General features: G+C 72.0%; 16 protein-coding genes and 3 tRNA genes. 9 read left to right on the top strand and 10 right to left on the bottom strand.

Features of this window, described 5'->3' with window-relative positions; all coding sequences use genetic code 11:
• Window positions 1-147: 147 nt before the first annotated feature.
• The 4 genes from ABT116_RS13235 (at window position 148) to dnaG (ending at window position 5,679) form a co-directional block, all read left to right on the top strand.
• Window positions 148-915 carry a sirohydrochlorin chelatase gene (locus ABT116_RS13235; protein ID WP_351631882.1) on the top strand — a complete coding sequence of 256 codons (768 nt, stop codon included), beginning with the start codon at window positions 148-150 and terminating at the stop codon, window positions 913-915.
• Between the two features lie 119 nt (window positions 916-1,034).
• Window positions 1,035-2,312: a deoxyguanosinetriphosphate triphosphohydrolase gene (locus ABT116_RS13230; RefSeq protein WP_351631879.1), complete on the top strand. Its 1,278-nt coding sequence runs from the start codon at window positions 1,035-1,037 to the stop codon at window positions 2,310-2,312.
• A gap of 134 nt (window positions 2,313-2,446) precedes the next feature.
• Window positions 2,447-3,712, top strand: coding sequence for an NAD(P)/FAD-dependent oxidoreductase (locus tag ABT116_RS13225; protein WP_351631876.1), 1,266 nt, complete (start codon window positions 2,447-2,449; stop codon window positions 3,710-3,712).
• A 47-nt stretch (window positions 3,713-3,759) separates the two neighbouring features.
• On the top strand, window positions 3,760-5,679 hold the full coding sequence (gene dnaG / locus ABT116_RS13220; protein ID WP_351631873.1) for a DNA primase: 1,920 nt from the start codon (window positions 3,760-3,762) through the stop codon (window positions 5,677-5,679).
• A gap of 6 nt (window positions 5,680-5,685) precedes the next feature.
• Here dnaG and ABT116_RS13215 read toward each other — a convergent pair whose 3' ends face one another.
• Both ABT116_RS13215 and ABT116_RS13210 read right to left on the bottom strand, forming a co-directional pair.
• Complete coding sequence (locus ABT116_RS13215) at window positions 5,686-6,684, bottom strand: nucleotidyl transferase AbiEii/AbiGii toxin family protein (protein WP_351631870.1); 999 nt, start codon at window positions 6,682-6,684, stop codon at window positions 5,686-5,688.
• Entirely contained in the window at window positions 6,681-7,298 is a 618-nt protein-coding gene (locus ABT116_RS13210; protein WP_351631867.1) for a hypothetical protein, read from the bottom strand. The genes ABT116_RS13215 and ABT116_RS13210 overlap by 4 nt, the downstream gene beginning before the upstream one ends.
• 139 nt (window positions 7,299-7,437) lie before the next feature.
• Here ABT116_RS13210 and ABT116_RS13205 point away from each other — a divergent pair, with 139 nt between their 5' ends.
• The gene (locus tag ABT116_RS13205) at window positions 7,438-8,742 is read left to right on the top strand and encodes an RNA polymerase sigma factor (RefSeq protein WP_351631864.1); all 1,305 of its coding nucleotides are present in this window, start codon (window positions 7,438-7,440) and stop codon (window positions 8,740-8,742) included.
• Window positions 8,743-8,898: 156 nt separating this feature from the next.
• Here the strand turns inward: ABT116_RS13205 and ABT116_RS13200 are convergent, their stop codons facing one another.
• From ABT116_RS13200 to ABT116_RS13185, 4 genes are all read right to left on the bottom strand, one after another.
• Complete coding sequence (locus ABT116_RS13200) at window positions 8,899-10,827, bottom strand: ABC transporter ATP-binding protein (RefSeq protein ID WP_351631861.1); 1,929 nt, start codon at window positions 10,825-10,827, stop codon at window positions 8,899-8,901.
• Window positions 10,827-12,560, bottom strand: a complete 1,734-nt coding sequence (locus tag ABT116_RS13195; RefSeq protein WP_351631858.1) for an ABC transporter ATP-binding protein — start codon at window positions 12,558-12,560, stop codon at window positions 10,827-10,829. The genes ABT116_RS13200 and ABT116_RS13195 overlap by 1 nt, the downstream gene beginning before the upstream one ends.
• Before the next feature lie 112 nt (window positions 12,561-12,672).
• Window positions 12,673-14,121: a xylulokinase gene (locus tag ABT116_RS13190; RefSeq protein ID WP_351631855.1), complete on the bottom strand. Its 1,449-nt coding sequence runs from the start codon at window positions 14,119-14,121 to the stop codon at window positions 12,673-12,675.
• Window positions 14,122-14,271: 150 nt separating this feature from the next.
• Window positions 14,272-14,577 (bottom strand): YtxH domain-containing protein, encoded by a 306-nt coding sequence (locus tag ABT116_RS13185; RefSeq protein ID WP_104780832.1) that lies wholly within the window; start codon window positions 14,575-14,577, stop codon window positions 14,272-14,274.
• A gap of 160 nt (window positions 14,578-14,737) precedes the next feature.
• Between ABT116_RS13185 and ABT116_RS13180 the strand changes: the two genes are divergently transcribed.
• The 4 genes from ABT116_RS13180 to ABT116_RS13165 all read left to right on the top strand — a co-directional run bounded on the left by ABT116_RS13180 (window position 14,738) and on the right by ABT116_RS13165 (window position 15,614).
• Window positions 14,738-14,810 (top strand) — tRNA-Asn (locus tag ABT116_RS13180).
• Between the two features lie 5 nt (window positions 14,811-14,815).
• Window positions 14,816-14,888 (top strand) — tRNA-Asn (locus ABT116_RS13175).
• Window positions 14,889-15,078: 190 nt separating this feature from the next.
• A tRNA-Ile gene (locus ABT116_RS13170) sits at window positions 15,079-15,155 on the top strand.
• A gap of 312 nt (window positions 15,156-15,467) precedes the next feature.
• Window positions 15,468-15,614: a hypothetical protein gene (locus ABT116_RS13165; RefSeq protein ID WP_351631853.1), complete on the top strand. Its 147-nt coding sequence runs from the start codon at window positions 15,468-15,470 to the stop codon at window positions 15,612-15,614.
• A gap of 59 nt (window positions 15,615-15,673) precedes the next feature.
• Here the strand turns inward: ABT116_RS13165 and uppS are convergent, their stop codons facing one another.
• The 4 genes from uppS to ABT116_RS13145 form a co-directional block, all read right to left on the bottom strand.
• The gene (uppS, locus tag ABT116_RS13160) at window positions 15,674-17,560 is read right to left on the bottom strand and encodes a polyprenyl diphosphate synthase (protein ID WP_351631850.1); all 1,887 of its coding nucleotides are present in this window, start codon (window positions 17,558-17,560) and stop codon (window positions 15,674-15,676) included.
• Between the two features lie 68 nt (window positions 17,561-17,628).
• Window positions 17,629-18,594, bottom strand: coding sequence for a YihY/virulence factor BrkB family protein (locus tag ABT116_RS13155; protein ID WP_351631847.1), 966 nt, complete (start codon window positions 18,592-18,594; stop codon window positions 17,629-17,631).
• 71 nt (window positions 18,595-18,665) lie between these two features.
• Window positions 18,666-18,908, bottom strand: coding sequence for a DUF6411 family protein (locus ABT116_RS13150; protein WP_053672211.1), 243 nt, complete (start codon window positions 18,906-18,908; stop codon window positions 18,666-18,668).
• A 154-nt stretch (window positions 18,909-19,062) separates the two neighbouring features.
• The gene (locus tag ABT116_RS13145) at window positions 19,063-19,224 is read right to left on the bottom strand and encodes a hypothetical protein (protein ID WP_351631844.1); all 162 of its coding nucleotides are present in this window, start codon (window positions 19,222-19,224) and stop codon (window positions 19,063-19,065) included.
• Window positions 19,225-19,475 lie beyond the last annotated feature (251 nt).

Raw genomic sequence — 19,475 nt, 5'->3', positions numbered from 1 at the left:
CCGCAGCCGCGTGACCAGCTTCACTCGGTATATGGAAACCGCAGGTCAAGGCACCTCACACACCCCTGCCCCCCATCGTGAACCGCTGGAAAACACCCGTGACGCCCATGCAACGGGAAGGCAACGCGCCGCCGAGACCATCGGTGCATGCCCAGTCAGCTCAGCCTCGTCCCGCCGCCCGCCACGCGCCGCCCGGCCCCGCCCGCCCTCGTGGTCGTGGCCCACGGCAGCCGCGACCCCCGTGCGCTGAGCACCGTGAGGGCGCTCCTCGACCGGGTCCGGGCCCTGCGCCCCGACGTGCCCGTGCACCTGGGCCACATCGAACTCAACGCCCCCCTCCTCCCCGACACCCTCGCGGCCCTCGGGGACTCGGAGGCGGTCCTCGTCCCCCTCCTCCTCAGCCGCGGCTACCACGTCAAGCAGGACATCCCCGAGATGGCGGCGGCCTCCCGGGCCCGCACCCACCTGGCCGCCCCCCTGGGCCCCCACCCGCTCCTGGTCGACGCCCTCCAGGCCCGCCTCACGGAAGCCGGCTGGGGCGGGACACCCCACCGCACCAGCGCGGTCGTCCTCGCCGCTGCGGGCTCCCGCGACCCGGACGCGAAGACGGACACGGGCCGCACCGCCCACCTCCTGGCGACCCGCCTCGGCGTCCCGGTCATCCCGGCCTACGCCTCGGCCGCGACCCCCACGGTCCAGACCGCGGTCCGCACCCTCCTGGCAAGGGGCCGCCGCCACATAGCCCTCGCGTCCTACTTCACGGCCCCGGGCCGCTTCGCCACGGAGTGCGCCCAGCAGGCCCCCTGGATAGCGGCGGCCCCCCTGGGCACGCACCCGTCGATGGCCGAGCTCGTCCTCCACCGCTACGAGGAGGCTTTGGCGAAGGCGGCCTTCAGGCACCTGGTCTCGGCTTGATACCGGGGGGCGGTGACGCGCCCTGAAAGGGGCGCGGGGAACTGCGCGACAAGCCACAAACCACCCGCACCCGCCCGAAAACAGAACCCGGCACACGCAGACGCGCTTACTGTCGTCACATGGACGGCACCGCACAACACCCCCCCGCCTACGACCCGACGTCAGTCGACCGCTGGGCCCCCGAACCCGACAAACGCCCCGGCCGCACAGCCTTCCAACGCGACAGGGCAAGGGTCCTCCACTCCGCCGCCCTGCGACGCCTCGCCGGCAAAACCCAAGTGGTGACGCCCGGCACCCTCGGCCCCGCCTGGGACGCCAGCCCCCGCACCCGCCTCACCCACTCCCTCGAATGCGCCCAGGTCGGCCGCGAACTGGGCGCGGCCCTCGGCTGCGACCCGGACCTCGTGGAAGCCGCCTGTCTCTCCCACGACCTGGGCCACCCGCCCTTCGGCCACAACGGCGAACAGGCCCTCAACGAGTTCGCGGCGGACTGCGGCGGCTTCGAGGGCAACGCCCAGTCCCTCAGGCTCCTCACCCGCATCGAACCCAAACGGTTCACCCCGGAGCGCTCCGTCGGCCTCAACCTCACCCGCGCCGCCCTCGACGCCGCCACCAAGTACCCCTGGCCCCGCGGCGCCCACCCCACCGATCCGGCCTCGAACAAGTTCGGCGTCTACGAGGACGACCGCCCGGTCTTCGACTGGCTCCGCAAGGACGCCCCCGGCACCCGCACCTGCTTCGAGGCGCAGGTCATGGACTGGTCCGACGACGTCGCCTACTCGGTGCACGACGTGGAGGACGGCCTGCACGCCGGTCACATCGACCCGAACTGCCTGCACGCCGACCCCGAACGCCGCGACGTCTTCCAGGTCGCCCTCGGCCGGTACGTCCCCGCCGGCACCGACCCCGCCGAACTCGCCGAGGCCCTGGACCGTCTCCTCGCCCAGGAGTGGTGGCCGCACGGCTACGACGGCACCGCCGTAGCCCAGGCCCGCCTCAAGGACGCCACCAGCCAGCTCATCGGCCGCTTCTGCCTCGCCGCCGAGACCGCGACCCGAACGGCGTACGGCGCCGGACGGCTCACCCGGTACGCGGCCGAACTGGTCGTCCCGCGCGAGACCCGGCTGGAGTGCGCCGTCCTCAAGGCCGTCGCCGACCTCTACGTCATGCAGCGCGCCGAGCAGGAGCGGCTGCGCGCCGACCAGCGGATCGTCGTCGCCGAACTGGCCGAGGCGCTCACCGCCCGCGCCCCGGACGGCCTGGACCCGCAGTTCCGCGCCCTGTTCGACCATGCTGCGGACGACCGGGCGCGCAAGCGGGTGATCGTCGACCAGATCGCCTCCCTCACCGACACCTCCGCCCGTTCGCTTCACGCCCGTCTGACGGGGCAGGGTTGAGACTGACGCGACGGGCGGGACGCGAGCACCCCCGAATGTGACCCTCCGTGGCCTGATCGGGTCACTCCCTCTTCCCGCATCACGCTCCGTGCGGGACGCTCGCAAGTGGCGACACCCTGACGAGGAGGCACCAAGTGGTCGACGCGGATCAGACATTCGTCATCGTCGGAGGCGGACTGGCCGGCGCGAAGGCGGCCGAGACGCTCCGCGCGGAGGGCTTCACCGGCCGCGTGATACTGATCTGCGACGAACGCGACCACCCCTACGAGCGCCCGCCCCTGTCCAAGGGCTACCTCCTCGGCAAGGAGGAACGCGACAGCGTCTTCGTGCACGAGCCCGCCTGGTACGCGGCCCACGACATCGAGCTGCACCTCGGCCAGACCGTCGACGCGATCGACCGTACGGCGAAGACGGTCCGCTTCGGCGAGGACGGCACCGTCGTCCGCTACGACAAGCTGCTCCTGGCGACCGGCGCCGAGCCCCGCCGCCTCGACATCCCGGGCACGGACCTGGCGGGCGTGCACCACCTGCGCCGCCTCGCCCACGCCGAGCGCCTCAAACACGTCCTGACCAACCTCGGCCGGGACAACGGACACCTCGTCATCGCCGGTGCGGGCTGGATCGGCCTGGAGGTCGCGGCGGCGGCCCGCGAGTACGGCGCGGAGGTCACGGTCGTCGAGCACGGGCCGACCCCGCTGCACGGCGTGCTGGGCCCGGAGCTCGGCGGGCTCTTCGCCGAACTGCACCGCGAGCGCGGGGTGCGTTTCCACTTCGGCAGGCGGCTGACGGAGATCGTCGGCCAGGACGGCATGGTGCTCGCGGCCCGTACCGACGACGGCGAGGAGCACCCGGCGCACGACGTGCTGGCCGCGATCGGCGCGGCCCCGCGGGTCGCTCTCGCGGAGTCGGCCGGGCTGGAGATCGCCGACCGGGCGCATGGCGGTGGCATCGTGGTCGACGAGCGGCTGCGCACCTCCGACCCCGACATCTACGCGGCAGGCGACGCGGCCTCCTTCCACCACGCCCTGTTCGCCACGAGCCTGCGGGTGGAGCACTGGGCCAACGCGCTCAACGGCGGCCCGGCGGCCGCGCGCTCCATGCTGGGCCGGGAAGTGACGTACGACCGGGTGCCCTACTTCTTCTCCGACCAGTACGACCTGGGGATGGAGTACTCCGGCTGGGCGCCCGCGGGCGCCTACGACCAGGTGGTGATCCGCGGGGACGCCGGGAAGCGCGAGTTCATCGCGTTCTGGGTGAAGGACGGCCGGGTGCTGGCCGGGATGAACGTGAACGTGTGGGACGTCACGGACAGGATCCAGCGCCTGATCCGCTCCAAGGCGAGGGTGAACACGGAGTCCCTGGCGGACCCGCACGTGCCGCTGGAGAGCCTCGCCTCATAGCCGCCAGGGCTGTCAGGAGTGTCGGTCCGCCACCGTAGACTTCACGCGTGGCAGGACGGATCAACGACGAGGACGTGAAGGCGGTACGGGACGCGGTCCCGATCGACGCCGTGGTGTCCGAGTACCTCCAGCTGCGCAACGCGGGCGGCGGGAACCTCAAGGGTCTCTGCCCGTTCCATGACGAGAAATCCCCGTCCTTCCAGGTCAGCCCGAGCAAGGGGTTCTTCCACTGCTTCGGCTGCCAGGAGGGCGGCGACACCATCACGTTCGTGATGAAGATCGACCACCTCTCCTTCTCGGAGGCGGTCGAGCGCCTGGCCGGCCAGGCGGGCATCACCCTGCGCTACGAGGAGGGCGGCTACAACCCCTCCCACCAGCGCGGCGAGCGGATCCGCCTGGTCGAGGCCCACAAGATCGCCGCCGACTGGTACGTGGAACAGCTCGCCACCAGCCCGGAGGCCGACACCGGCCGCCAGTTCCTCGCCGATCGCGGCTTCGACCAGGCCGCCGCCCAGCACTTCTCCGTCGGCTACAGCCCCCAGGGCTGGGACCACCTGACGCGCTTCCTGCGCGGCAAGGGCTTCACCGACAAGGAGCTGATCCTCTCCGGCCTCTCCCAGGAAGGCCGCCGCGGCCCCATCGACCGCTTCCGCGGACGCCTGATGTGGCCCATCCGCGACATCGGCGGCGACGTCGTCGGCTTCGGCGCCCGAAAGCTCTACGAGGCGGACAACGGCCCCAAGTACCTCAACACGCCCGAGACGGCGATCTACAAGAAGTCGCAGGTCCTCTACGGCATCGACCTGGCGAAGAAGGACATCGCCAAGGCGTCCCGCGCGGTCGTCGTCGAGGGCTACACCGACGTCATGGCCTGCCACCTCGCCGGTGTGACGACCGCCATCGCGACCTGCGGCACCGCCTTCGGCGGCGACCACATCAAGATCCTCCGCCGGCTCCTCATGGACAACGGCTCGGCCCGGGTCATCTTCACCTTCGACGGTGACGCCGCAGGCCAGAAGGCCGCCCTGCGCGCCTTCGAGGACGACCAGAAGTTCGCCGCCGAGACGTACATCGCCATCGCCCCGGACGGCATGGACCCCTGTGACCTGCGCCTCGTCAAGGGCGACGATGCCGTCGCCGACCTCGTCGAGCCCCGCACCCCCCTCTTCGAGTTCGCGCTGCGCCAGATCGTGAGCCGCTACGACCTCGACACCCCGGCGGGCCGCGCCTCCGCCCTGGACGAGGCCGCCCCGATCGTCGCCCGCATCAAGAACAGCGGCGCCCAGCACGAGGTCGCCGTCCAGCTCGCCGGCATGCTCGGCATCCTGGACACCCAGTTCGTGGTCAAGCGCGTGGCCCAGCTGGCCCGCTGGGCCCGCGACCGCGGCGGCAAGGGCCCCGCCCCGGAGCGGCACCACCAGGGGCAGCGGTACGCCGGACCGGCTCAGCCCGCCGCCCCCCGCGGCCCGGCCCTGAACCTCCGCAACCCCGTCTTCGCCACCGAGCGCGAGCTCCTCAAACTCGCCCTCCAGCGCCCCGAGTTGGTCTCCCCGGCCTTCGACGCGTACGGGGTGGACGAGTTCACCGCCCCGCCTTACGCCGCCGTCCGCCAGGCCATCCAGGACGCGGGCGGCGCCGAACAGGGCGTCGCCGACCCCCAGGACTACCTGGTCAGGGTCCGCGAGGCCGCCCCGGACGACACGGTCCGCGCGATGGTGACGGAGCTCGCCGTCGAGGCGATCCTGCTGCACAAGGGCATGAAGGGGGCCGACGAGGTGTACGCGGGCGCCCAGTTGGTGACGGTCCGCCGCCGGGCCGTCGAGCGCCGCATCCGGGACATCACGAGCCGGCTCACCCGCCTCGGAACCCACGGCGATCCGGCCGAGCTCGCCGCCGTGCAGAACGAACTGTGGGTCCTCCAGCAGTACGACCAGACCCTCCGGGAGCACGGCGCCGCCGCGCTCTGACGCGGGTCAGGCCCCGGCCCCCTCGAAGGTCGGCGTCACCGCCCGCACCAGCCGCTCGGCGAACTCCCGCTCGTCGTCCCTGAACCGCGGGTACTCGGTGACGAAGTGGTTCCACTCCACGTGGCCGACCGCCTCCACCACGTCCTCCAGGAGAATCTTCTCGCGGTACGGGTACGGCCACTCGCCCGACAGCCGGAACACCTCGTGCAGCAGCTCGTGGCGCAGCGGATGCCGCTCGGCCAGGAGCACGGCGTCGTACAGGTCCTTGCCCTGCGCGTACGTGTCGTTGATCACCCACATCAGCTTCCACGCCAGCGACAGCTCCGGCGTCGCGGCCTGGACGAGCGCACCGCCCGGCAGCTCGACCGGCTCGGGTTCCTCGGGCAGCCGCTCGTTGAAGACGAAGTCCAGCTGGACGTGCCCGCCGGGCAGGCCGGGCGCGCCCCAGGGGAGCACCATGCGCCGGCCGGGCACGCGGTCGTACGTCCAGATGTCCTCGACGACCGCGCCGCGCGCCGAGATCCCGACCCCCGGCCCCCGCTCCCCGGCCAGCTCCTGCGCCGCCGCCGCGATCCCGGTCAGCATCCGGTCCGTCCGGCCGTCCTCCATCCGCCAGGTGTGCGGAACGACGACGAAGTCCAGGTCACCGGGCTCGCGCGCGGCTTCCCCGAACCACGCCGACATCAGCACGCTGCCCCGCAGCACCAGCGAGTCCACCCACTCCGAGCCGCTGATCGCGGCCAGCACCAGATGCAGCGCCTGCCGGCGGGCCGCCCGCCACGCCTCGCCCCGCTCCGGGTCGGCGAAGCTCGGGTCGGTGGCGCGATAGGCGTTCTGGAGGTGCTTCAGGGCCGGTTCGAACACCGGGCGCTGCACCACGTCGTCCCCCGGCACCGGACGCAGCGTCTTCGGCAGGTGCTCCGCCCTGCGGGTGGCGTCGTCGAGCGGCTCCCGGGGGATCTCGGAGCTCCGCCAGCCGAACCTCTCCCACGCCGTCCCGGTCATGTCCCTACCCCCACCGGCTCCTCCAGCCATCCCTCGTCCACCGACACATCACTGTCGTGCAGCACGAACTCCCGCTCCACACCCAGCACTTCACAGCCCCGCAGCTCGGTCAGCAACCGCTCCAGCGCACGGCCCGCGCCGTCGGCGTCCACCGCGTGGCAGCGCTGGGTCACGAACCGCTCGTGGTGCTCGCCCCGCACCCGCCGGGCGTTCCACGACAGATGGGCGCCGTGCGGCACGACGCGCGCCGCGAGCGCCGCCAGGTCCGTGTCCGCGCTGAGCCGCAGTTTCACGTGGTGCTCGAAGTACCGTCCGTCGTCGCAGGGCCGGCGCGGCACCTCCGGCGCCCACGGCGACGACTCGACCTTCACGCGCACCGGATCGAAACCGTCCGCCCGCAGACGCGCGGCCACGTCCCGCACGCGCGCCGATTCGCAGGCGTACGACGGCGAACCGGACAGGGTGAGCATCGGCTGGTCGCGCATCCGGCCCCTGGACAGCACGATGTGCGTGAGCTTGAACCCGCCCGCCGCCGCCCAGCGGCGCAGCCGGGCGAGCTCGCCGGGGCCGGCGCAGCGGACCGTCACATGCGACTCGTACAGGGAAGCGGACATCGGACGATCGTCGCAGACCAGTGGCGCATGAGGCATCCGGGTTTCGCACGAGGGGCGACCGCGCGGTCACGGACCGGAAACAAAAAGTCATCGCACGCCCCTCGTGGCGACGATGTGTCTTACCCCACACTGGGTTCCGGTGCCTGAGTCCTCGGAGCGCGGCCGATCCGTCACCCACGGGTCCCAGACCCCCGCGGTTCCGCTCATCGCGTACGGGACGGAAAGCGGCGAGGCCGACTCCGCCCCCGAAGTACCGCTGCCGTACTCCTTGGCAGCGATCATCCTGGAGGTCGCCCCCGTGCAGACCCAGACCCTCACCCAGACCGACGCCGGTGCCGCCCCCGGCGCCGACGGTGCCGCGCCGGACGCGGAGGCCGACGCCCTGTCAGGGGTCCCGGCGCAGAGCCGCGCCACGCACCACCCCGAGTCGGAACCGGAGCCCGAGGAGCCGGAGGAGCCGCCCGCCGAGGCCGTCGAGGCGACCGAGCCCGTCGAGGCCGTCGAACCCCCGCCGGTCCGCACCGAGACCGGCAGCCCCTCCTCGGACCTGTTCCGCCAGTACCTGCGGGAGATCGGCCGCATCCCCCTGCTCACCGCCGCCGAGGAGGTCGAACTCGCCCGCCGCGTCGAGGCCGGCCTGTTCGCGGAGGAGAAGCTGCGGCTCACCCCCGACCTGGACAGTCAGCTGGCCCTCGACCTGGACCGGCTCGTCGTCATGGGCCGCATGGCCAAACGCCGCCTGATCGAGGCGAACCTGCGCCTGGTCGTCTCGGTCGCCAAGCGCTACGTCGGCCGCGGCCTGACCATGCTCGACCTCGTCCAGGAGGGCAACCTCGGCCTGATCAGGGCGGTCGAGAAGTTCGACTACGCCCGCGGCTACAAGTTCTCCACGTACGCCACGTGGTGGATCCGCCAGGCCATGTCCCGCGCCCTGGCCGACCAGGCCCGCACGATACGGGTCCCGGTCCACGTCGTCGAGCTCATCAACCGGGTCGTCCGCGTCCAGCGCCGCATGCTCCAGGAGCGGGGCTACGAGCCGACGCCCGAGGAGGTCGCGGCCCACCTGGACCTGCAGCCGGAGCGGGTCAGCGAGGTCCTGCGCCTCGCCCAGGAGCCGGTGTCGCTGCACGCGCCCGTCGGCGAGGAGGACGACGTCGCCCTCGGCGATCTCATCGAGGACGGCGACGCGGCGTCCCCCGTCGAGTCGGCGGCGTTCCTGCTGCTCAGGGAGCACCTGGAGGCGGTTCTGTCGACCCTGGGGGAGCGGGAGCGGAAGGTGGTCCAACTCCGCTACGGCTTGGCGGACGGCCGCCCGCGCACGCTGGAGGAGATCGGCCGCATCTTCGGCGTGACGCGGGAGCGGATACGGCAGATCGAGTCGAAGACCCTCAACAAGCTGCGGGATCACGCCTTTGCGGACCAGCTGCGGGGTTATCTGGACTGATGCCGGGTGCGGGCCGGTGGGGGCCGGTCGCGCAGTTCCCCGCGCCCCTGAAGGGGCGTCAGCTGCACGTCCCCAAGGGGCGCGGGGAACTGCGCGACCAGCCACGGCGGCCCCGCAGCCGCCCCACGACACCACCCGGCACCCCCTGATCGCGACTCAGTCCACCTCGGCGACCGCCTGCGCGAACTGGGCCTTGTACAGCCGCGCGTAGGCCCCGTCCGCCGCCAGCAGCTCCCCGTGCGCCCCCTGCTCGACGATGGACCCGTTCTCCATGACGAGGATCGTGTCCGCGTCCCGGATCGTCGACAGGCGGTGTGCGATGACGAACGACGTGCGGCCATGGGCGAGTTTCGCCATGGCCTTCTGAATGAGCACCTCGGTACGCGTGTCGACCGAGCTCGTCGCCTCGTCCAGCACCAGGATCACCGGGTCGGACAGGAACGCCCGGGCTATGGTGATCAGCTGCTTCTCACCGGCACTGACCCCGGTGCCCTCGTCGTCGATCACGGTGTCGTACCCGTCCGGCAGCGTCCGGACGAACCGGTCCGCGTGCGCCGCCCGGGCCGCCTCCTCGATCTCCCCCCGGGTCACCTTCCGGGACGCCCCGTACGCGATGTTCTCCGCGATCGTGCCGCCGAACAGCCAGGTGTCCTGCAGCACCATGCCGATCCCGGCCCGCAGTTCGTCCCGGGACATCCGCGCGATGTCGACCCCGTCGAGCGTGATGCGCCCGCCGGTGACGTCGTAGAACCGCATCAGCAGATTCACCAGCGTCGTCTTGCCGGCGCCGGTCGGGCCGACGATGGCGACCGTGTGCCCGGGCTCCACCTTCAGCGACAGGTCCTCGATGAGCGGCTTGTCGGGGTCGTAGCGGAACGACACGTGCTCCAGCGCCACCTGCCCGCGCAGCTCCTCGGGGCGCACGCCCGGCACCGGGTCCGCCTCCTGCTCCTCCGCGTCGAGCAGCTCGAAGACCCGCTCCGCCGAGGCGACACCCGACTGCACCAGATTCGCCATGGAGGCGACCTGGGTCAGCGGCATGGAGAACTGCCGCGAGTACTGGATGAACGCCTGCACATCACCGATCGACAGCGAGCCCGAGGCGACCCGCAGCCCGCCGACCACCGCCACCAGCACGTAGTTGAGGTTCGACACGAACATCATCAGCGGCTGCATGACCCCGCTGTTGAACTGCGCCTTGAACCCCGCCTCGTACAGCGCGTCGTTCTGCTCGGCGAACTGCTCGGCCGACTCCTCCTGCCGCCCGAACACCTTCACCAGGGCGTGCCCGGTGTACATCTCCTCGATGTGCGCGTTGAGCTTGCCGGTCGTACGCCACTGCTGCACGAAATGCGGCTGCGACCGCTTGCCGACCCGCGTGGCCACGACGAACGACAGCGGCACGGTCACCAGAGCGACCAGCGCGAGGATCCAGGAGACGTAGAACATCATCGCGAGGACGCCGATGATGGTCAGTACCGAGTTGATGAGCTGCCCCATCGACTGCTGGAGCGTCTGCCCGATGTTGTCGATGTCGTTCGTCGCCCGGGACAGCACCTCACCGCGCCGGCGCTGGTCGAAGTACGACAGCGGCAGCCGCGACAGCTTCGTCTGGACGTCCTCGCGCATCCGGAACATGGTCCGGTTCACGGCCCGGTTCACCAGCCGCGTCGCCACCGCCATCAGCAGCCCGGCCACCGTGAAGACACCCAGCGCGAGCAGCAGCACATGCCCGACGGCCGTGAAGTCGATGCCCACGCCCGGGGTGAAGTCGGTGCTGCGCAGCATGTCGGCGACGTCTGTGTCCCCGCGCTGCCGCATGGAGTCGAGGACCTGCTCCTTGCTCGCCCCCTCCGGCATGCCCCGCCCGACGATGCCCGCGAAGACCAGGTCGGTCGCCTTGCCGAGGATCTTCGGCCCGACGACGTTCAGGCCGACGCTGAGCACCACGCACAGCAGCAGCCCGTAGATGGTGACCCGCTCCGGCCGGAACTGCGCGACGAGCCGTTTGCCCGACCCCTTGAAGTCGAGCGAGCGCTGGTCGGGGCCGCCCCCGGCCATCATCCGCCCCATGGGCCCCGCCATCAGGCAGCCTCCGCTTCCGTGAGCTGGGAGAGCACGATCTCCCGGTAGGTCTCGTTGTCCGCCATCAGCTCGTGGTGCCGTCCGGTGCCGACGACCCGGCCCTCGTCGAGGACGACGATCCGGTCGGCGTCCCGGATGGTCGCCACCCGCTGGGCGACGATCACCACGGTCGCCTCGGCCGTCTCCTGTGTGAGCGCGGCCCGCAGCGCGGCGTCCGTGGCGTAGTCGAGCGCGGAGAAGGAGTCGTCGAAGAGGTAGATCTCGGGCCGCTGCACCAGCGTCCTGGCGATCGCGATCCGCTGGCGCTGACCACCGGAGACGTTCGTCCCGCCCTGCGAGATCGGCGAGTCGAGACCACCCTCCAGCCGCTCCACGAAGTCCTTGGCCTGCGCCACCTCCAGCGCGTGCCACAGCTCCTCGTCGGTGGCGTCCGGATTGCCGTAGCGCAGGTTGGTCGCCACCGTCCCCGCGAACAGGTACGGCTTCTGCGGCACCATCCCGACGGTCTTCGCCAGCAGCTTCGGGTCGATCTCCGCCACCTCGACACCGTCGACGAACACCTGCCCCTCGGTCGCGTCGAACAGCCGCGGCACCAGCCCGAGGAGGGTGGACTTCCCGCTGCCGGTCGAGCCGATGACGGCGGTCGTCTCACCCGGCCGGGCCACGAGGTCCACCGCTCGCAGCACCGGCTCCTCGGCGCCCGGATAGCGGAAGCCCGCTCCGCGTATCTCCAGATGCCCGTGCCGGCGCAGCTCCCGTACCGGCGCCGACGGCGGCACGACGCTCGAGGAGGTGTCCAGCACCTCGCTGATGCGCTCGGCGCACACCTCCGCGCGCGGCACCATCATGAACATGAAGGTGGCCATCATCACGGCCATGACGATCTGCATCAGATAGGCCAGGAACGCCGTCAGATCACCGATCTGCATCCCGCCGCTGTCGATCCGGTGTGCTCCGAACCACACCACGGCGATCGACGACAGATTCACCACCGTCATGACGATCGGGAACATCAGCGCGAGCAGGTTGCCGGTGCCCAGCGCGAAGTCGGTGAGATCGGTGTTGGCCTTCCGGAAGCGCTGCTGCTCGTACTCGTCCCGGACGAAGGCCCGGATCACGCGGTTGCCGGTGATCTGCTCGCGCAGCACCTGGTTCACCGAGTCCAGCCGCTGCTGCATCGCCCGGAACAGCGGCCGCAGCCGCCGCACGATCAGCGTCACGCAGATGCCCAGCACCGGCACGACCGCCACCAGCACCCCGGACAACGGCACATCGAGACCGAGCGCCAGCACGATGCCGCCCACGCACATGATCGGCGCCGACACCAGCAGCGTGAACGTCATCAGCGCCAGCATCTGCACCTGCTGGACGTCGTTCGTCGTCCGGGTGATCAGCGACGGCGCACCGAAGTGACCGAGCTCACGCGCGGAGAACGACTGCACCCGGTCGAACACGGACGCCCGCAGATCCCGCCCCAGGGCCGACGCCGTGCGGGCCCCGTAGTACACGGCACCGATGTTGCACACGACCTGGACCAGCGAGATGCCGATCATCAGGCCGCCGTAGCCGAGGATGTAGCCGGTGTCGCCGTTCACGACACCCTGGTCGATGATGTCCGCGTTCAGCGTGGGCAGGTAGAGCGTGGCGCAGGTCTGCAGGAACTGCAGCAGCACCAGCAGAGCGATGGGTCTCTTGTAGGGCCTGAGGTAGGTCCGCAGGAGTCGTATGAGCACGCTGCTTCTCTCGGAGTGAAGGACGGGGCCGAGTGGTTGCCCCTGGCCCCTATCGTCGGACACTCCACCCGCGTTACCTCAACCGAATTAACCCAACAGGCGGTCAAACCCTTCAGAGGGCTCCGGGATGCGTCTGCTCCCGCACCGCCACGAACTGCTGCCGCACCGCCTGCCCCACGGCCAGCTCGTCCCCGGGCTCCAGCACCTGCGCCACCGCGCCCTGCCAGGACGGCGGGTTGCGCACGTCGAGCGTGCCCTGCGAGGCGCCCAGCGCCCAGGCCGCCTGGCGGGCGGCGCCGATCGCCGCGTAGTCCGCGGGCTGCGGCACCACGACCTGCGTCCCGAACAGCGCCGGCGCGGCCGCCTGCACGGCGGGCAGTTCGGCGGCCGGCCCGAGCAGGAACACCCGCCGCACCTCCACACCCCGGCCGCGCAGCACGTCCAGCGCGTCCGCGAGCCCGCACAGCATCCCCTCGAACGCGGCCCGCGCCAGGTGCTCCGCCTTCATCGACTCGCGCCTGAGCCCGGCCAGGGTCCCGGCGGTGTGCGGGAGATTCGGTGTCCGCTCGCCCTCCAGATAGGGCAGCAGCACCAGCCCGTGGGACCCCGGCGTCGACTTCATCGCCAGGTCGGACAGGCTCTCCAGATCCGGCAGCCCCAGCAGCTCGGCGGCCCCGCGCAGCGTCCGTACGGCGTTCAGCGTGGTGACGACGGGCAGGTGCATGCCGGTCGCGTCCGCGAGCGCGGTGATCATCCCGGACCCGTCGACCAGTGCCTCGGGGTGCACGGCCATCACGGACCCGGACGCGCCCAGCGACACCACCGCGTCGCCGAGGCCGATGCCCAGCCCGAACGCCGCCGCCATGGTCTCGCCGGTCCCCACGGAGATCAGCAGCCCCTCAGGCGTCGTACCGGCCGCGTCCGCCGGGCCGATCACCTCCGGCAGCATCACCTGGTGGCCGAGCGCCAGCTCCACGAGGTCGGGCCGGTAACCACCGGTCGCCGCCGACCAGTAACCGGTGCCGGACGCGCCGCCCCGGTCGGTGGTTCTCCTGACCGGCCGGCCCAGCAGCTGCCACACCAGCCAGTCGTGCGCCTGGAGGAGGATCGCGGTGCGCTGCGCGTTCTCCGGCTCGGTCCGGGCCATCCAGCGCAGCTTCGTGATCGGCTGGGCGGCCTGCGGCACACAGCCCACGGCCTGCGCCCACGCCTCGCGCCCGCCGAGCGCGTCGATCAGATCGGCCGCGGCGACCTGCGTCCGCTTGTCGCCGCCGACCATCGCCGGCCGCACGGTGTTGCCCTGCGCGTCCAGCGGCACGACGGCGTTCTGCTGCGCCGAGACGCCGATCGCCTGCACGCCCTCCAGCAGCCCGCCGCCCGCGGCCTCGCCCAAGGAAAGCAGCCAGGCCTGCGGGTCGACGTCCGACGGCCGGCCGCCGCCCTCGGGGCTCTCCACCGGATGCGGCGCATATCCCTGCCTGAGCACGGCTCCGGAGTCCGTGTCACAGACGACGATACGAGTGAAATCGGGTGAACTGTCCAACCCGGCGACTATCCCCATGGCCAAAATTCTGCCGTACCGCTGCGCTGGCAGGAGCCGTGGGCGCCGTCGGGGTTCTCGTCCGGGGCTGGCTGCGGGGCCGTCGTGGCTGGTCGCGCAGTTCCCCGCGCCCCTGAGGGCGCGCCCCCGACCGGCACCACAGCGGAACTGTTACGTATTGCTCGTGCCCCAGTCGTCCTCGCCGCCGTTGTGGGTGGCTCGGTCGCGGAGGTGGCGGACGCGGTCCGCCACCGAGTCGGGGACCCGGTCGCCGACCTTGTCGCTCACCACGTGGTACGCCTTGCCCGCGAACTCACGGCCCTGGTGGGCCGCTGTCTCCGCGGTGTTGCGCACGGCGGGGTTCTGCGCGAACTGCCGGGCTGATTTCTTCAACTGCTCGTAGCGCTCTCGTCCGGCCCTCGTGCCCAGCACGTAACCCAGGACGACTCCGGCGACGAACGTGAGCCGGTAACGCATGGCTGCCACCCTTTCCTTGCGTAGGTCTCCGGTGCGGCGTCGGCGCCGGGGAGTACCGATTGGCGAAGCACCCCCCTGCTTGCGCTAATGTATGTGTCGCAGCGAACGCGCGCCCCCTGGCGGATACCCAGGTAGGTGCGTTCGATGCAAAACGAGACCTTCCTCGGTAGCTCAATTGGCAGAGCAGCCGGCTGTTAACCGGCAGGTTACTGGTTCGAGTCCAGTCCGGGGAGCTCGGTCCTCCGTAGCTCAATTGGCAGAGCAGCCGGCTGTTAACCGGCAGGTTACTGGTTCGAGTCCAGTCGGGGGAGCAGGTCGAAAAAGGACCCCTCGCAGGGGTCCTTTTTCATGTCCGTATCCCTGTCCCGGGAACCGCGCGGCACGCGGCGCAGTCCTCAAGGTCACGTAGGCCGTGCGAAGCCGCCCAGCCGAAGCAGGAGATCGTATGAGCGGCTATGCTGCGGCAGACGGCGCGCACACATGTACGCGACACGCCGCTATGGGGCGGTAGCTCAGCCGGTTAGAGCAGCGGACTCATAATCCGTCGGCCGTGGGTTCGAGTCCCACCCGCCCCACCAACGGTCACCCGTGCAGGAACGTTCTGAGTGGGACAACGTCCGGCCCCCCTCTGAGCAGCAGCCGTTCCGGTCGCCCCTTGGACGGGGGCTGCCTGCCAGGATCCGCCGGGTCGGACGCCGCAGGCTCACCTGCCTGATGCTCGCACCGTCCCTACCGGCGTGCTCGAGCAGCGCCGCCCGGGGCGCGGGGGCCAGGGGCGACCAGGGCAGCACACCAGCGGCTGCCCGTTTGAGCAGCCTCGGCACTCGTGCGGTCCGCCGGAGTGCGAGTGGCTTCACAGCGCGCGGCCAGGCCGTTTCGGGGAACGGAACATGCAACTCGGCGCCTACGCGCGGGCTCGGGAGCCGAAGCGGCTGCTGACCGTGTCGGCCGGCCACTTCGACGTGTACAAGGCAGGTCCGGCCTTCGACCGGGTCTCCGACGCGGCGGCCGGGTTCTTCGCCGGGCATCTGCGGTGACGAGCGCACGTCGACGGGGCACGGTGACGAGGGGCCGCTCCAGGGCGGCCCCTCCCCGTTCAGCCGCCCGACCCCGCAGCAGGGGCGGTCACACAGCGGGCCGCTGACGGTCCGTCGGCAGGGGCGGGCTCACCCGTGGCGGCCGGAGTCGCGCCGTGGTGGCGCTGGCGCCGGGTGAAGGCGCTGACCGCCTGCCAGAGGTCGCGGCGGTCGGCGTCGGGCCACAGGCCGGGGGTGAAGTGCAGCTCGGCGTAGGCGGTGTGCCAGGGCAGGAAGTTGGAGACGCGCTGTTCGCCGCCGGTGCGCCAGAGCAGGTCCACGTCGGGCATGTCCGGGAGCGGCAGGTGCCCCGCGAAGTCGTCCTCGGCGATCAGGCCGGGCTCCAGACGGCCGTCCCGGGCCCGGTGGGCCAGGGCGGCGGCCGTGCGGGTGAGCTCGTCCCGGCCGCCGTAGTCGATGCACATCGTCAGCGTCAGGCCGGTGCGGGCACGGGTGGTGCGCTCCCGCAGGTGGAGCAGGTCGACCAGGTCGGGCGGCAGACGGCCGGCCCGGCCGTGCCAGCGCAGCCGGACATCCAGGTCGCCGAAGGGGTTCTCGGCCAGCTCGTCGCGCAGCAGGCCGAGGATCGCGTCGACCTCCTCCGGCTCGCGGTGCCAGTTCTCGGTGGAGAAGGTGTAGAGCGTCAGGTGGCGCAGGCCGATGTCCAGGGCGCCGTGCACCACCTCGCGGACGGTCGAGGCACCGGCGCGGTGGCCCGCGTGCCGGGGCAGGCCGCGCTGCTGGGCCCAGCGGCCGTTGCCGTCCATGATCACGGCGACGTGGGCGGGCAGCAGGCCGGGCGGGATCTCGGGGGGCCGCTCGCCGCTCGGGTGGGGCGGCGGCGGCCGGAAGGCGCCGGTGGGTGCCGGTTCGACTGCTGCCGGTGGCCTGCGCGCCCCGGGGCGCTGCGGCGGCGGCACCGTGAGCGGGGTCAGGCTCCAGGCCAGGGCCGCGCGGGCCCGGGCGGGGGCGAGGATGCGGGCCCGGGTGCGCAGTGCGGGCCGGGGCGGGGAGCGCAGGATGCCCGGGCCGGCCGCGTCGACGGCGTCGAGCTGGGCGCACAGCAGGGCGGCCATCGTGTGCAGGACCGTGGCGGGGCCGGGGTGCATGCCCCGGGTGAGGGCCTCCTGGCTCACCCACTGGCGGGCCAGGCCGGTCAGGTGCGTGATCAGGGCGGCGACGGCGGGGCTCCAGCGGCGCTGCGCCAGGTCGGCCGCGGACCCGGGATGCAGGTCGAGGACCTCGGCGGGCAGGAGCAGGTCGCCCTGGGCCAGGTCGGCGGACAGGTCGGTGAGGATGTCGGTCAGCCGGACGCCGTCGAGGAACTCCTCGTAGGCCTCCCGGGTGTCCAGACGCAGCGCCACGGGGACACCGGCCCGGTCGAAGACCGTGCGGACCAGACCGAACCAGGGCAGCAGGTTGTCCCGGCCCCAGGCCCGCCACTGCGCCCAGTCGGCGAAGTGCCTGCCGCGGGTGTCGTCCTGCACCTGGGCCATGGCGTCCCGCAGCTCCGACAGGTCCAGGCGCCAGCGGTTCGCGGTGTCCACCAAGGCGCGGCGGACCGGGTCCGGGCTGGAGCCGGTGGGCAGTTCGCGGTGCAGGGCGGTGATCCAGGCCTCGACCCGGGCCGCCCGCTCGGCGGCGGGCGCGGTGCGGTCGTCGCCCAGGTCGTCGAGGGCGTTCGCGGCCGCCCACAGGGCGTGCAGCGCCGGACGCAGGGCCGTGGGCACCAGCTGGATCAGCGCGTACTCCGCCGGGTCCTGGTCCTTCGTCCGGCGCCGGCACAGCCGGTAGGCCGCCCGCAGGGCCGGGTCGTCGCCGGTCACCGGGCGGTCGGCTCGCTCCGGGGGTTCGGAGGTCGCTTCTCGGTCAGCCGGTGCTGTGGTCGCGGGGGGCACATCGCTCACACCGAGGACGATACGTCCTGGTTCAGCGGGTGGATCACAGGGGCCCGGGCGCGCGTCAGGGGCGTCCCTCACGGCCCCGGCCCCGGATCCGGCCGCACGGCCTCGGTGATTCCGGCCCGGGCCGCTTCCAGCTGGGCGGCGAACGCGATGCCGAGGAACAGCGCCACACCGGTCAGATTGGCCCACAGCAGCAGGGCGACGAAGGCCGTCAGCGGCCCGTAGACGGCACCGAAGGAGCCGCTCGTCGCGACGTAGAGCGCCAGCAGCCAGGTGGCCGTGATCCACAGCACCAGATGGACCGCGGAGCCGAACGCGAGCCAGGTGTAGCCCGGTTGGTCCCGGCGGGGCGCCCAGCGGAAGATCACCGAGGAGGCGACCCACGCGAGCAGGACGCCCAGCGGCAGGTCGAGGGCGCCCCACCAGTCGAGCCAGGTACCGGACCAGCCGAGGGCCTGCACGACCGCGCTGCCGACGGCGTCACCGGCCACGAGCACGAGGAACCCCAGCACCATCGGCATGCCCGCGGCGACCGCGAGGAGCAGGGACCGGCCGTACTTGGCGACGAAGGGCCGGTCGCGCTCGATGCCGTAGATGCGGTTGGCGCCGCGTTCGACCTGGGCCATCGCCGAGGCCAGGTTGAGCACGGCGAAGGCCAGGCCCAGCCACATGGCGACGGCGCCCCAGACACCGGAACCGGCACTGCGCTCGGTGCCCTGCAGGGCGTCCTCGACCAGGCTCGTGCTGGCGCCGGGCACGATCCCGCCGAGGGTGAGTTCGATGATCCGCCCCACGCTCTCCGTGTGCACGGTGGTGGCCACGCCGACCAGGGCGATGGTGAACGGCACCATGCCCAGGACCACCTGGAAGGCGAGGGAGCGGGAGCTGCTGAAGCCGTCGGCGTAGCGGAACCGGGTGAACGCGTCGACGAGCAGCCGGCGGCCTCCGTAGCGCCGCAGGGCGGTGAACGCCTCGTCCCCGGAGAGTTCCTCCCCGATCATGTCCCGCGTCTGCGGGACGTGCACTGCGGTGCCCATCGAGAAAAGTTCTCCTTCTGCCTGCCCTGCGTACCGGACCAGCATGCCGGGCGGCGCGGCCGCGCGGTGGGTCAGAAGGGCATGCGGCCGCGGGTGCGGCGGCCTGCCGAGCCGCTGCGGCTCACCGCGCGGGAGCTCGTGTGGAAGGGCTTGGCGAAGAGCCTGCCCAGGACGCCGGGTGCCTTGCCGCCGGCCCGGGCACCCGCACCGAGCGAACGCTGGGTGCCGCGCTCGGGGTGGCGCGAGAGGCGGGGGACGAGGAAGGCGAGCACGGCGAGCAGCACGCACCCGGCGATGACGACGGCGACGATCACGATTAACTCCCTTGACTGGTGGGGGAGATACGAGTTCCCCGCCGGGCCGCCTGTATGTGGCCGCCTCCGTTTTGAAGACTCTCCGTTTTTGAGCACTTCCGCGTGATGGGGGCTCCGCCGTTACGGAGACTCCGCCTTTACGGGGACTCCGCCGTTACGGGGACTCCTCCGTTGTGGTGTCCTCGGGCGTGTCGCCCTCGCCCGGGGTGCTCTCGTCGCCGCGGTCGCCCTCCGCCTGGGACGGGGTGGGACGCGGGGTCGTGTCCTGCTCGTCGTCGCGGTCGCCTTCGGCCTGGGACGGGGTGTGGTCGCTCATCGTGTACCTCCTCGCGCAGCAGTCGGCTGCCGGGTACCCCGGTCGGCCGGGCAACACCGGGGAACGCCGGGGTACCCGGACGCCGGCCCCTCAGCCCCGGCGGCGCCTCGCCACGGCCCGCTGCAGCGCCGTGCGCAGCTCGGCAGGCGGCGCCGGGCCTTGTCCGCTCGGACGAAGCCGCCAAGTCGCGGCGGGAAGTGGGCGTCCTCCCCGGCGGGTGCCCTTCTCGCATCGGACACGGGCGAGTTCCT

The sequence above is a fragment of the Streptomyces sp. NPDC002130 genome (assembly GCF_040296465.1).
Taxonomy (GTDB): Bacteria; Actinomycetota; Actinomycetes; order Streptomycetales; family Streptomycetaceae; genus Streptomyces.
This window is presented reverse-complemented; position numbering and strand designations above follow the sequence as displayed.